Genomic DNA, 13,235 nt, shown 5'->3' with positions numbered 1-13,235 from the left:
GATGAACTCTTAATTTCTGCGCGACAACTTTCAACGCGGCAACCAGTTGCTCATGCGAAGCAACGCAACAAGGCAAGCAGCCAGATGAACGCCCCCAATTCCTCGTCCTCTCTTACCTCCGTCGGTCCCCGCATCAAGAGCCAGCGGCTCTGGGAACATGTCAGCGCCATGGCAAGGATCGGCGCCACGGCCAAAGGCGGAGTCAACCGCCAGGCGCTCACCTCTGAAGACACCCAGGGCAAGAAGTTGTTGCTCCAGTGGGCATCCAGGCGAGGCTATCAGACCTCGATTGACCCGATCGGCAATCTGTTTATCCGCCGCCCCGGACGGGATCCGGGTCTCAGCCCGGTATGGACGGGTTCACATCTTGACTCCCAACCGACCGGAGGGAGGTTCGACGGTGTCTACGGGGTGCTTGCAGGTTTCGAGGTACTCGAAACGCTTGACGATCACGGCATGGAGACTGAACGTCCGATCGAGCTCGTTGTGTGGATGAACGAGGAGGGCTCAAGGTTCCCACCTCCTACGATGGGCTCCGCCGTTGCGGCCGGCGCGCTGCCGCTGGCCGATGCATTGGCGATCAAAGACATCAACGGAATCGATGTGGAAAGCGCATTGCAGGTCCAGGTCGCCGAGCTGTCGGTTCTGGAGAAGCGCCCGCTTGGCATGAGCGCCTTTGCCTATATCGAAGCCCACATCGAACAGGGCCCCGTCCTTGAGAACCAAGCATGCAATGTGGGCATTGTCACGGGCATTCAGGGACTTCATGCCTACGAGATCCAACTGCTGGGTGCCGAGGCCCACGCAGGCACGACGCCGCTGCGGCATCGCAAGGATGCGTTGGTGGCCGCCACCAAGCTCATCGGATGCATTCGCGCCGCGATAGACGACCCCGAGGATATCCTGCGCTTCACCGTCGGACGGATGGAGGTATATCCGGGATCGCCCAACACCGTGCCAGGCCGGGTGACATTCAATATCGATCTGCGGCATCCCGACCCAGATTCCCTCCTGCGTGCCGGCGAGACGATCCTCCAACTTTGCGTCGGCGAGATTGAAGGCTGTCCGGTGTCAGCGAAGGTTCTGTTGAAGTCCACGCCGACAACGTTCGACGAGCGCGTGGTGGCAACCGTGCGCAAGGCTGCTGGCGGTCGGGCCATGAAGTTCCAGAACATCGTTTCCGGCGCGACCCACGACGCCAAGTACACCGCACAACATATTCCCACCGGGATGATCTTCGTGCCTTGCGAAAATGGCATCAGCCACAACGAGGCCGAGAACGCGCGCGAAGTCGATGTCGCGGCCGGGGCGCAGGTCCTCTGCGACGCCATGCTTGCGATCATGTCCGAACCACTATAAGCAGTTTCAACTGCCACATCGATTGCGGGTCAACGGCCCACGGCCACCGCGAAGTGTCGGTCGACCGAAGCGACGTTGACGCAATCACGCCAGAGCCATTTCAACCACGGATGCCGGCGCCGGTGCGCTCCGTGGCGACGCTATACGCACCAACCAAAGGAGAGGTCTGTGTCTCGGAAGGACCAAATTTCAGGGAGCGGAGCGCACCGCGCCTCCCTCTATCGAAAAGTAGATATACGCCTGCTGCCACTGCTGTTCATTGGCTTTATGCTCGCTTATCTGGACAGAGTCAACGTCGGCTTTGCGAAGCTTCAGATGCAGAGCGACCTCGGCTTCTCCGACGCCGCCTACGGCATCGGGGCAGGAATATTCTTCGTCGGCTACGTCTTGTTCGAGGTGCCAAGCAATCTCTTGCTGCCCAGGGTTGGCGCCCGGCTTACCTTTAGCCGCATTATGGTGCTCTGGGGTATCACCTCGATGTGCATGGTGTTCGTCAACAGCGTCCCGGTGTTCTACGCGCTGCGCTTTCTGCTGGGCGTCTTCGAAGCCGGCTTCGCACCGGGCGTCCTGTTCTACCTGTCGCGCTGGTATGGTCCGAGCCGCATCGCGGGCGCCATTTCGATGGTTTGGCTTGCGGGTCCTTTCAGCGGAATTGTTGGGGGGCCGCTGTCGGCGTGGATCATGACGGCTTTCGCCGGTACGGCCAGCCTCGCCGGCTGGCAATGGATGTTTCTCATTGAAGGCGCCCCCACCCTCTTGCTTGGCGTCGCGGCCTACTTCCTGCTCGTCGATGGCCCATCCAACGCGAAATGGCTCAACGACACGGAGAAACGCGCGCTGGCCGCGGAAACGAACACGGCTGCAGACCGGCGGCACGAATCGTTTCTCATGGTACTGCGTGATCCCAAGGTGTATGTCCTGGCGATAGCCTATCTGTGCATCATCGCGCCAATCTACGCCTTGAGCTTCTGGCTGCCGACGATCATCAAATCCGCCGGTGTCACCAGCACGCAGACCCTCGGTTGGTATGCGGCGATTCCTTATGTGGCGGCGGCGTTTGCCATCTTCTTCGGCGGCCGCAGTTCCGACAGGCGCCAGGAGCGTCGAATTCACATCGCCGTGCCGGCTGCCTTAAGCAGTCTTTGCTTCGTTGGCTGGTACCTCGCCGACGGCAATCTCGCAGTGACGCTGGTATGCGTTACCGTCGCTACTGGCCTGATGTGGATGGCCAACATCGTCTTCTGGGCCGTTCCGCCCGCCTACATCAAGGGCAACGCCCGAGCGGGAGCCATTGCCCTGATCAATACGATTGGCCTGTCTGGCGGCTTCTTTGGCCCAAGCATCATCGGTTGGTCGAAATCCGTGACTGGCAGCATCTACCCTGGGTTCCTGCTGATGGCAGCGATGTTGCTGGTGTGTGCATTCATCATCCTGTTCCTGCGCCTGAAGCCCGGGGCCGATACAGCGCTTCGCCACGAGTCGCCCATGCCGACCAGTGCGGGTCAAGCGAAGTAAGTGCCTTTGGCCAGTGATCACGCCTGCCAGAGGCACTCGACTATGAAGCACCGGGGGCGATGCGGAAAAGCTTTGCCTGCGGACAGACCAGACAGGTGTGCAATCCTTGCGATGCGCGCCCTCCCAAGTCCCTGAAGAGAAAGTTCACATGAAGCTCGCCGAATATACCGCCCTTGACGGCATGGGGCTGCATCACCTCATCGCCACGCGAGAGGTGACCGCAATGGAAGTAGCGCAAGCCGCATTGGCTGCCATCGAGGCCGTCAATCCCCAGGTAAATGCTGTGCTCGATTACTGGCCCGAAGAGGCGGAGATACAGTCAGCTGGCGTTGCGAGTGCTGATCCAGGACCGCTCGGCGGCGTGCCGTTTCTCCTCAAGGATCTCGGCGTCACCATGCAGGGACGCAGGAGCGAAATGTGCAGTCGTCTTGCACTGGGAACGGTTGCAAAGGAAGACTCGTACGTGATGACGAGCTTCCGTCAGGCAGGCCTGATCACGCTCGGGCGAACAACAATGCCGGAACTGGCAGTTAGCACGACGACGGAGCCCGTGCTGTACGGCCCGACGAGGAATCCCTGGAGTCTGCAACATGGCGCGGGCGGATCGAGCGGAGGTGCAGGAGCGGCGGTGGCCGCCGGTATCGTTCCCATCGCGCATGCGACGGACGGAGCCGGATCAATACGGGTGCCGGCCTCCGTCAACGGGCTATTCGGTCTGAAGCCAACCAGGGGACGCGTGTCCAGCGGCCCGTTCGTGGACGAAGTCTGGAATGGTCTGGGCGTGCATTTTGCCGTGAGCCGAACCGTCCGCGACAGTGCGGCGCTGCTTGATGGCATCCATGGCGGCGGCGTGGGCGAGCCTTACTACATTGCCTCACCCCAAGCCAGCTATCTGTCGGAGATCCGGCAGCAGCCGGGAAACCTGAAAATAGGGTTCATGATGAATCCATTCAGTGCCGCGCGTACCGACACGGCGGTTGCTGACGCCTTGAGCAAGGTGGCCAGGACACTTGAGTTCCTGGGTCATCATGTCCATGAGGTAACGCCAGAGTTGGGTGTGAGTTGGGACACCTTTGTGCAATGCAATGCGCAAATCTGGGCTGCCAACGCGGCGCTCCGGATCAACGGCATTGCCGCAGCCACCGGACGAACGGTGGATGAAAAACACCTTGAACCCGCAACGCTCGCGCTCTATCGATACGGCATTGAGATTGGCGCCGTAGAACTCCTGTCAGCATTGCAGGTGAGAAATACGGTCACGCGAGCGCTGGGTCGGTTCTTCGGCGACTACGACATTCTGCTGACACCAACGCTACCCGGACTTCCGCCTCGGATTGGTGAATACAATCGGGTAGAAACATCCGTCGATGGGCTTGGCTGGATCGCGCACGTTTTTAGACAGTCACCGTTTACCGCGCTATCGAACGTGAGCGGAACGCCAGCAATGTCAGTGCCGCTTTCCGTCGACTCGCAAACAGGTCTGCCAATCGGGTCGCATTTCATGTCTGGCTTCGGGCGGGAGGACACGCTGTTCCGTCTGGCCGCACAGTTGGAAGCGGCAAGCCCCTGGTGCGAACGGCGACCATCGGTATGGGCAGGGTCAATCGCCAACGAGACGTCGAAACAGTAGCATCCGGGCAGCAAGTGGCGGGATCACAGCCGCAGATTCGTTATCCTGGCAGTCCGCGCGCCCGCCAGAAACAGACGGGCACACAATACATCAATGCTCGTGCGGCTTCGAGACCTTAAGATCTGGAACCGTGACGGCAACCACCTCCGTCGCCAGGATCTTGTGGCTCGGGTCAGCCAACTCGAGCCGAAGCTTGTGCGGCCCCGGCGTGAGCCCGACGACGATGATCGGGTCTTCACTCGTATGGGCCCAAGTGCCATGAACGTCGTCCATTGTTGCGTGCAGATGCCCGATGCGTGGCGAGATATCGAACGACTCACTGGGCGTTTGCGCGAGAGATGCAGAAGCGTTTTCCGGACATCCGCGTGGAGGACGACCGCATCTATATCGTCGACGGCCCGATTTGGACGTCTGCGGGGATGACCGCAGGGCTCGATCTCGCGCTGGCGATGGTGGAGAAGGACCTGGGTGCAGACGTGGCGCGTTCGGTCGCGCACAACCTGGTAATGCATCAACACCGTTCGGGAGGACAGTCTCAGCACTCCGAAATGCTCGAACTCGCGCCGAAGTCGGACCGTATCCAGAACGCATTGAACTACGCACGCAAGAACGTGAGTCGGCCGCTGACCGTCGACGAATTGGCCCAGAAGGTCAACCTGAGCCCGCGCCAGTTCAGCCGCGTATTCATGCTGGAGACAGGGCAGTCACCCGCCAGGGCCATCGAGGGTCTGCGCCTGGAGGCTGCGCGTCTGATGATCGAGCAAAGCCGGCATCCGCTGGACGTGATCGCGAGAGAGACCGGCTTTCGCGATCGACGCCATATGCGCGAAGCCTTTATGCGTGGCTTTGGCCTGCCGCTGCAGGCGGTACGGCGCGAAGCGCGGAGTCCAGCATGAAGCGATGTCGTTGGGTGCACTGCCGAGCGTGGCAGGCGTAGAAGGGCAGGAAGCCGAGGTCTCGCTCGCTCTCGGACCTGGGGAAAGTTTGGCTTGCTTGGGTCCGGGCTCCATTCTGTTGGGAACCAGAGCCTCCATAAGACATGGGCGGTTCAACTTGAAGTCCGCCAGCAGGAATACCGGCGACTGGTGTATTGCTATGTATCAGGGATGGCAAGCAATACCTTCCCATACAACATCACCACAACGGTTGGCTGGCGTGTGATGGAATGTGGAGACTATCCATAATCGACTCACGCCATTCGGCAACCGCCATACAAGGAGTGACATCATGACGCAAACACATCACGGCACAGCGCTTATCACCGGCGCATCCTCAGGTATCGGTGCGGTGTACGCGGACCGCCTCGCCCGCCGCGGATATGACCTTATCCTCGTCGCACGCAATCGCGAGCGTCTCGCTACCCTCGCCAATCGCATCACGACCGAAACGCACCGGAACGTCGAGATCGTGGACGCTGATCTCAGCGACAAGGATGGGCTGGCTGCCGTCGAAACAAAGCTCAGACAGGACGCCACCATCGCGCTGTTGGTCAACAACGCGGGTGTCGGCACGCACACGCCTCTCCTCGACAGCGACGTCGACGCAATGTCGCGGATGATCGACCTGAACGTCTCCGCGTTGACGCGCCTGACGTACGCCGCCGTGCCCGGCTTTGCCTCACGTGGCAAAGGCGCCGTCATCAATATCTCTTCGATCGTCGCCATAGCGCCGGAGATCCTCAATGGCGTGTACGGCGGCAGCAAGGCTTTCGTGCTTGCTTTCAGCCAGTCTCTCCATCATGAGCTGGCCGACAAAGGCATACAGGTCCAGGCAGTCTTGCCCGGCGCCACGGCCACCGAGTTTTGGCAGACGGGCGGTCTTCCTCTGGAGAGTCTCGACAAGGCGATCGTCATGTCCGCCGATGACATGGTCGACGCTGCCCTGACAGGCTTCGACCGCCGCGAACTCGTCACCATCCCGTCACTGCATGCTGTGGAGAAGTGGGAGGCTTATGAAACCGCGCGCGGCGCAATGTCCCCGCTCCTGTCGAGCAATATACCCGCCGCGCCGCGCTACACCGCCGCGCAGTGAACGTCTGCCTTCGAAAACGCCAACCGAGTACATAGCCCTTGCGCGCACCGCAGACTGGCGCGCTCTTGTTCCCGGCATTGGCCAGATCAAGCTTTACGGTTCAGGCAACTATGCGATGCGCATCTGGCTCAACCCGCAGAAGATCGCCGAGCGCAACATGAACCCCGACGAGGTAGTGGGCGCGATCCGCAAGCAGAACATCCAGGTGGCGGCAGGCGTAGTGGGCGGGCCGCCGTACAAGGACAACGTCGAGATCCAGTTGCCCGTGAACGTGCAGGGCCGCCTGGCCGACGTGGACCAGTTCGAGAACATCATCGTCAAGCGCGAGGGGGGTGTGGTCACCTACCTCAGGGACGTAGCGCGCGTGGAGATGGGCGCGAGCGAGTACGCCCTGCGCGCGCTCCTCGACAACCAGCAGGCGCTGGCGTTGGTGATCTTCCAGACCCCGGGCGCGAACGCTATCGACATCTCGAACAACGTCCGCGCCAAGATGGCCGAACTGAACAAGCACTTCCCCGATGGCCTGGAGTACCGTATTGCTTATGACCCGACGACGTTCGTGCGCGATTCGATCAAGGCGGTCATCCATACGCTGCTCGAAGCCATCGTGCTGGTGGTACTGGTGGTGATTGTCTTCCTGCAGACCTGGCGCGCGGCCATCATTCCGCTGCTCGCTGTGCCCGTGTCTGTGGTCGGTACATTCGCGGTGATGCTCGGCTTTGGCTTCTCGATCAATGCGTTGTCACTGTTCGGGCTGGTGCTGGCGATTGGCATCGTCGTGGATGACGCGATTGTAGTGGTCGAGAACGTCGAGCGGAACATTGCCACCGGCCTGCGGCCACGCGAGGCTACCATCAAGGCGATGAAAGAGGTGACGGGGCCGATCATCGCCATCGCGCTGGTGCTTTGCGCAGTCTTCGTGCCCATTGCGTTTATCAGCGGCCTCACCGGGCAGTTCTATCGCCAGTTCGCGCTGACCATCGCAATCTCGACCGTGATCTCGGCCTTCAATTCACTGACGCTATCGCCGGCGCTGTCCGCCTTGTTGCTGCGTTCGCACGACGCGCCCAAGGACAGGCTGACGCAGCTGATGGACCGCTGGCTCGGTGGCTTCTTCAGCCGCTTCAACCGCCTATTCAGCAGAGGTGGGGAGTACTACGGCGGCGGCGTGAAGCGGGCGTTGCAGCACAAGCGGGGGTCCATGGTGCTCTACGCGGCGCTGCTGGCGGCCACGGTGCTAGGCTTCGTCAGGGTGCCGGCCGGCTTCGTGCCGATCCAGGACAAAGGCTACTTGGTCAACCTGGTTCGCTTGCCGGAAGGGGCGACGCTAGATCGCACGGAGTCCGTGGTACGCCAGATGGTCGATGTGGCCTTGGAAGCGCCGGGCGTACGCACCGCCGTGCAGTTGCCGGGACTCTCAATTAACGGGTTCATCAACAGCCCTTCCTCGGCCGTGGTGTTCGTCGGCGAACAGTCGTTCGAGGAACTGCACAAGCAGGGGACGACGGGGCCGGCGATGGCGGCCAGCCTGCAGAAGCAGTTTGCGTCGATCCGCGATGCCTTCATTGCCGTGTTCCCACCCCCGCCCGTGCAAGGGCTCGGCAACACCGGGGGCTTCAAGCTGCAGATCGAGGACCGTGGCGACGCCGGCTACCTGGCGCTAAGCAAGGTGGTGAACAACGTACTGGAGAAGGCGCGCAAGGCGCCCGAGCTGGCGGGTGTGTACACCAACTACAACGTCTCCACGCCGCAGCTCTATGCAGACGTGGACCGTACCCGCGCAGCACAGCTCGGTGTGGACGTCGATGATGTGTTCAAGACCATGCAGATCTACCTTGGCTCCCTTTACGTGAACGACTTCCACAAGTTCGGCCGCACGTACCAGGTGATCGCGCAGGGCGATAAGGACTTCCGCTCGAAGCGGGATGACATCCTCGGACTGAAGGTGCGCAACGTCGAAGGCAGGATGGTGCCGCTGGGAGCCGTGGTGACGCTCAGCGACACCAGCGGCCCCGACAGCGCATCGCGCTACAACGCGTACCGCTCCGCTGACATCAATGGGCGCGCGGCACCGGGTTACTCGACCGGACAGGCACAGGCGGCGATCACGCGCATCCTGAACGACACGCTGCCGGGCGACATGGCCTTTGAATGGACCGAGCTGGCCTACCAGCAGATCCTGGCCGGCAACACCGCGCTGATCGTCTTCCCGATCTGCATTCTGCTAGTGTTCCTTGTGCTGACCGCGCAGTACGAAAGCCCGTTCGTGCCGCTGGCCATCATTCTGATCGTGCCGATGTGCCTGTTCTCGGCCATCGCGGGGGTCTGGCTGACCGGCGGGGAGAACAACCTCTTCACGCAGATAGGGTTCTTCGTGATAGGACTGGCCTGCAAGAACGCGATCCTGATATGCGAGTTTGCCCGGGAACTGGAGATGCAGGGCAAGGGCACGCTGGCGGCGGCCATCGAGGCTGCGCACCTGCGCCTGCGACCGATCCTGATGACGTCTATCGCCTTCATCATGGGGGTGCTACCACTGGTACTGTCGCACGGTGCCGGCGCCGAGATGCGCCACGCGATGGGCGTGGCCGTGTTCTTCGGCATGATCGGCGTCACGTTCTTCGGCCTGTTTCTGACGCCGGTCTTCTATGTCCTGAGCCGGAACCTGGAAAAGCGCATCACGAGGAAGGAAAAGGTGCAGCAGCATGTTGAAGCTTGAGCGATTGACCGCCTCGGTCCTTGCTGCCGCTGCGGCTGTCGTAGCCGGCTGCACGAGTCCGGTGGGGCCGCAAAGCTCCGGTGTCGACGTCACGCCGCGCTGGCAGACGCTGGCGCCTGCGCAAGCGCACGCCGACCTGATCGTCAGCAACGACGATGCGCGGGTCGACCAGCAATGGTGGTCGCATTTCAATGACCGCGCGCTGGAGGCCCTGGTCCATGAGGCGATTGCCGACAACAAGTCGCTGGCGATTGCGCGGGCACGGGTGGAAGAGGCACGGGCAGCGCGACTGCAGGCGCAATCGGCGCTGGCGTGGCCCAGAACCGGCGCGCGGCCGAACTGGCGCGAACGCAGTACCGTTTCGGCTATGTGGGCTTGCTGGACGTGCTTGTGGCCGAACGTGATCTTCTCGATGCGGAGTCGCGACAAGCCGCATCGGATGCGAGCCTGCGGACGAACCTCGTGCGAATCTTCGCTGCTGCGGGTGGGGGTTGGCAGGTTGAAGTAGACGCCCACTAGCTATTTCGCCGTTGCCGCCGATCGGCGTTGACAGTCCTACCGATGCCGGCAGGGCCACGCCCGCGCCAAAGGACCAATGCGCAAGCGCGGTCACCGGTCCGAATTGCCCGGTGTATTTGACCGTGTTGTCCTCGCGATAATTCGCGCCTGATTGCAGCACCACGGGCTCATACTGGGTGGCATAGGCAGCGGGGGCAAAAATTCCCGAGTGCTTCGAGCATCGATGTGTACAGGCGCCCAAGGGTAAATTGGCCAATGCCGGCCGTCTGCAGACCAACAAACGCCTGTCGGCCGAACAACCGCCCCGCTTGCTGCAGCGTGCCTGTATCCACACCAAAGCCACTCTCAAGCACGAGTATTGCCTGCATGCCGGTACCGAGATCCTCTACGCCCCGACACCCCAGCGGGAGCCGGACAACTCGCCCGAATTGAGCCGATAGACCTGCTTGCCGACGGCGTACCTTCTTGTATGACGAGGCCAGCCATGAGAAGAGTGACTGCTTGTCGAGTGTGAGCACGCCATCGAGCCATCACATCGAACGTCTCAGATGGGTCGCTAGGCGACTAAGGACGGAATTCTGTTCGCTCCTCGTTGACTTGATAGACTCTGGCGGTCTATTCGCACTCCCATCGCTCGCCGTGCACATCCTGATCACTGGCGCCGCAGGTTCCGGTACTTCGACTCTGGCGCAGGCAGTTGCGCTTTGCAACCCAGCGCGAGTTCTGGAATCGGACGATTTCTTTTGGCGTCCAACCAATTCCCCCTATCAAGAGAAATTTGGTGCCGAAGAACGAGCGGCTGCTTTGTTGACCGCCGTGCGCGCCAGCGGCGAGACTGTAGTGGCGGGAGCTGTGATAGGTTGGGGGCACGAATTGGAGCATGCTTTCGACCTGGTCGTATTTCTCTACCTTCCTACCGATATCCGCGTTGCCCGGCTCAGGCGGCGAGAAGAGCTGCGATTCGGCAAGGCCGATCCCGAATTTTTGGACTGGGCAGCACAGTATGATGCGGGGACGGCCGAAGGCCGGACTCTCGCGCGCCATCGGGAATGGCTCAGGCACGTCACCTGTTCTGTTCTATGTCTGGAACGCGATGAATCGGTGGACGAAAGGCTGAAACAGGTTCTTCTGGCACGCGATGCCATCATTCGCGCCAAGCACTCTTAGTGCACTATCAATGATTACAGGACACGTCTTTATTGCCACCAGCCTCGACGGCTTTATCGCCCGGCCCGACGGCGACATCGGCTGGCTTCTGGAGCGGGATGACCCCGCCGAAGACCACGGCTATCCGGCCTTCATCGCCGACAAGGACGCGATCGTCATGGGCCGGGGCTGCTATGAAAAGGTCCTCACCATGGGCGAATGGGCTTACGACAAGCCCGTGCTTGTGCTGTCCCGAAAACTGGCAGGCACGCCGGTGCCAGAAGAGCTTCAGGGAAAGGTGCGTTTCTCGGATTGCACGCCTACGGACGCGATGTCGCAACTGGAGGCGACGGGAATGCGTCGCGTGTACGTCGATGGCGGTCAGTTGGTCCAGTCATTCCTGCGCGACGGATTGATCGCCGACCTAGTCGTCACAACCGTGCCGGTCTTGATCGGGACCGGCAGACCCTTGTTCGGCGACTTGCTGCGCGACGTGAGTCTGGCGCTCGAATCGAGCCGGTACTTTCCATCAGGCCTGGTGCAGTCGACCTATCGTGTGCTGCGCTGAGGCGCTGCAGATAAGGGCCTGAGCTAATCTCGGGCTGCTCCCGGCCATCTACGAACGTTGACCCACGCTCTCACACGGAGCTTCGAACGCCGGTTCTGCTCAAAGAACGGACCGCTGATCATATCGGTCGCATCATCGGCCATTCCGCACGATCGCCTTGCTTGGGATCACAATGGGATGTCTGCTCTCCAGTGGCGCCCCCACGCGGCCGTGAAAAACCGAGTCTCATGCAGAATTAACAATTCGTCATCCTGCCAACGAGATAAGTCTCCTAAGCTGATGCCAGCGTCCGCAAGTGGAGGAGGCCCTCATGCATCGTCACAGCAAGCTTATCTCGCTCCTGGTCGGAATCGCACTCTGCGCTGCGTTCACAAGCCAGGCGGCCACCCTCGTTTCCGGTCCCAGCCCCTTTGCAAGCTGCACCATTGGCGGTGGAACGGGGGGCACCAACTATCTGAATGCCGAGGTCGAGCCCTATCTGGCCGTCAATCCTGCCAATCCTGCCAATTTCATCGGGGTCTGGCAGCAGGACCGCTGGTCGGATGGCGGCGCGCGCGGTCTGGTTGCCAGCTCCTCGTTCGACGGCGGCAAAACCTGGCAGCAGACGCCACTGCCCTTCAGTGCATGCGCCGACGGCCTCGGGTACGAGAGGGCCTCCGACCCCTGGGTGTCGATCGGACCCGACGGCACCGCCTATGCCATCTCGATCTCATTCAACCGCTCCAATAACAGCAACGCGGTCGGCGCCGCGGTCTCCCGGGACGGCGGCCAGACCTGGCAGAACCTGAGCGTCATCTTCGCCGACAACGAACCCACTTCGCAGTTCTTCAACGACAAGGAATCGGTGACTGCTAATCCGGTCATCCCTGGCGTAGCCTACGCGGTCTGGGACCGTCTCGAGCAGCCAAACGGCAACCCATATGCCAATTTGCACACGGCAGCCTTCCGTGGACCCGCGCTGTTTTCGAAGACCGTCGACGGCGGCCGAACCTGGAGCCCGCCGCAGGTGATCGTCAACACCCCTTCGCGGCAGCAGACCATTGGCAACCAGATCGTGGTCAACTCGCAGACCGGCTCGCTCTACAACTTCTTCAACCTGATCCGCCCGCCATTCAACATCACCGCATCCAAAGTCGCTTTCGTCATGTCGACCGATGACGGTGCGACGTGGACCAAGCCGAAGGTCATCGCTGAAATGCGCACGGTGGGGGTGACGGATCCCAATACTGGCGAGGCAGTTCGAACCGGTGACATCATTCCGGAGCCCGCCATCGACCCGGCAACCGGGCAACTTTACGTGGTCTGGCAGGATTCGCGCTTCAACGGTGGGCTGTACGACGAGATCGCCATGTCGACATCAAGCGATGGCGGCCAGACCTGGAGCCCTCCGATCCGCGTCAATACCCCGTCCGGACGCCCTGCTTTCACGCCATCAGTTCACGTCAATTCCGCTGGAGTCGTCGCCGTTACCTACTACGATTTCCGTAACCTCGCCGCCGGCAATATGACCACGCTGCCGACCGACTACTGGTTAACCATTTCGAACAACGGGGGCGCCTCCTTCGGCGGTGAAGTGCACCTGTCCGGTCCCTTCGATATGAAGACGGCGCCTTTGGCATTGGGCTTCTTTGTCGGGGACTATGAAGGGTTGGCGGCCATGGGAACCGCGTTTGTACCCTTCTTTGTTCAGGCAAACTCGGGGGATGCGGCGAATCGCACTGATGTTTTTGTGGTTGCGCCGTAAACTG

General features: G+C 61.3%; 9 protein-coding genes and 3 pseudogenes. 10 read left to right on the top strand and 2 right to left on the bottom strand.

Features of this window, described 5'->3' with window-relative positions; all coding sequences use genetic code 11:
* Positions 1 to 84 precede the first annotated feature (84 nt).
* The 3 genes from E0W60_RS28235 (at position 85) to E0W60_RS28225 (ending at position 4,504) form a co-directional block, all read left to right on the top strand.
* Positions 85 to 1,359: a M20 family metallo-hydrolase gene (locus E0W60_RS28235; RefSeq protein WP_135706364.1), complete on the top strand. Its 1,275-nt coding sequence runs from the start codon at positions 85 to 87 to the stop codon at positions 1,357 to 1,359.
* Between the two features lie 168 nt (positions 1,360 to 1,527).
* Complete coding sequence (locus E0W60_RS28230) at positions 1,528 to 2,874, top strand: MFS transporter (protein ID WP_135706363.1); 1,347 nt, start codon at positions 1,528 to 1,530, stop codon at positions 2,872 to 2,874.
* Between the two features lie 148 nt (positions 2,875 to 3,022).
* Entirely contained in the window at positions 3,023 to 4,504 is a 1,482-nt protein-coding gene (locus E0W60_RS28225) for an amidase (RefSeq protein WP_135706362.1), read from the top strand.
* Between the two features lie 90 nt (positions 4,505 to 4,594).
* Here the strand turns inward: E0W60_RS28225 and E0W60_RS28220 are convergent.
* Positions 4,595 to 4,813, bottom strand: a pseudogene (locus tag E0W60_RS28220) (DUF6130 family protein); the annotation flags it as partial.
* Between E0W60_RS28220 and E0W60_RS28215 the strand changes: the two are divergent.
* The 4 genes and pseudogenes from E0W60_RS28215 to E0W60_RS38380 all read left to right on the top strand — a co-directional run.
* A pseudogene (locus E0W60_RS28215) lies at positions 4,807 to 5,400 on the top strand (GlxA family transcriptional regulator); the annotation flags it as partial. The pseudogenes E0W60_RS28220 and E0W60_RS28215 sit on opposite strands and share 7 nt — an antisense overlap.
* Positions 5,401 to 5,731: 331 nt before the next feature.
* The gene (locus tag E0W60_RS28210; RefSeq protein ID WP_135706360.1) at positions 5,732 to 6,535 is read left to right on the top strand and encodes an SDR family NAD(P)-dependent oxidoreductase; all 804 of its coding nucleotides are present in this window, start codon (positions 5,732 to 5,734) and stop codon (positions 6,533 to 6,535) included.
* Entirely contained in the window at positions 6,456 to 9,254 is a 2,799-nt protein-coding gene (locus tag E0W60_RS28205) for an efflux RND transporter permease subunit (RefSeq protein ID WP_276609619.1), read from the top strand. Before E0W60_RS28210 ends, E0W60_RS28205 begins: the two co-directional genes overlap by 80 nt.
* A 312-nt stretch (positions 9,255 to 9,566) precedes the next feature.
* Positions 9,567 to 9,773: a TolC family protein gene (locus tag E0W60_RS38380; RefSeq protein WP_167884625.1), complete on the top strand. Its 207-nt coding sequence runs from the start codon at positions 9,567 to 9,569 to the stop codon at positions 9,771 to 9,773.
* A gap of 1 nt (position 9,774) precedes the next feature.
* Here E0W60_RS38380 and E0W60_RS28190 read toward each other — a convergent pair.
* A pseudogene (locus tag E0W60_RS28190) lies at positions 9,775 to 10,215 on the bottom strand (porin); the annotation flags it as partial.
* Positions 10,216 to 10,412: 197 nt separating this feature from the next.
* Between E0W60_RS28190 and E0W60_RS28185 the strand changes: the two are divergent.
* From E0W60_RS28185 to E0W60_RS28175, 3 genes are all read left to right on the top strand, one after another.
* Positions 10,413 to 10,940, top strand: a complete 528-nt coding sequence (locus tag E0W60_RS28185; protein ID WP_135706359.1) for a hypothetical protein — start codon at positions 10,413 to 10,415, stop codon at positions 10,938 to 10,940.
* Between the two features lie 10 nt (positions 10,941 to 10,950).
* Positions 10,951 to 11,487, top strand: coding sequence for a dihydrofolate reductase family protein (locus E0W60_RS28180; RefSeq protein ID WP_135706358.1), 537 nt, complete (start codon positions 10,951 to 10,953; stop codon positions 11,485 to 11,487).
* A 310-nt stretch (positions 11,488 to 11,797) separates the two neighbouring features.
* Positions 11,798 to 13,231: a sialidase family protein gene (locus E0W60_RS28175; RefSeq protein ID WP_135706357.1), complete on the top strand. Its 1,434-nt coding sequence runs from the start codon at positions 11,798 to 11,800 to the stop codon at positions 13,229 to 13,231.
* Positions 13,232 to 13,235 lie beyond the last annotated feature (4 nt).

This window comes from Cupriavidus oxalaticus, from assembly GCF_004768545.1.
Lineage (GTDB): Bacteria > Pseudomonadota > Gammaproteobacteria > Burkholderiales > Burkholderiaceae > Cupriavidus > Cupriavidus oxalaticus_A.
The sequence above is the reverse complement of the archived record's forward strand: the minus strand, read 5'-3'. Positions and strand labels throughout refer to the sequence as shown.

What these genes read in the sequence shown, in the direction of transcription:
- E0W60_RS28235 (WP_135706364.1), top strand. Translation starts at nt 85, where the DNA reads ATGAACGCCCCCAATTCCTCGTCCTCTCTTACCTCCGTCGGTCCCCGC.
- E0W60_RS28180 (WP_135706358.1), top strand. Translation starts at nt 10,951, where the DNA reads ATGATTACAGGACACGTCTTTATTGCCACCAGCCTCGACGGCTTTATC.
- E0W60_RS28205 (WP_276609619.1), top strand. Translation starts at nt 6,456, where the DNA reads ATGAAACCGCGCGCGGCGCAATGTCCCCGCTCCTGTCGAGCAATATAC.
- E0W60_RS28175 (WP_135706357.1), top strand. Translation starts at nt 11,798, where the DNA reads ATGCATCGTCACAGCAAGCTTATCTCGCTCCTGGTCGGAATCGCACTC.
- E0W60_RS28225 (WP_135706362.1), top strand. Translation starts at nt 3,023, where the DNA reads ATGAAGCTCGCCGAATATACCGCCCTTGACGGCATGGGGCTGCATCAC.
- E0W60_RS28210 (WP_135706360.1), top strand. Translation starts at nt 5,732, where the DNA reads ATGACGCAAACACATCACGGCACAGCGCTTATCACCGGCGCATCCTCA.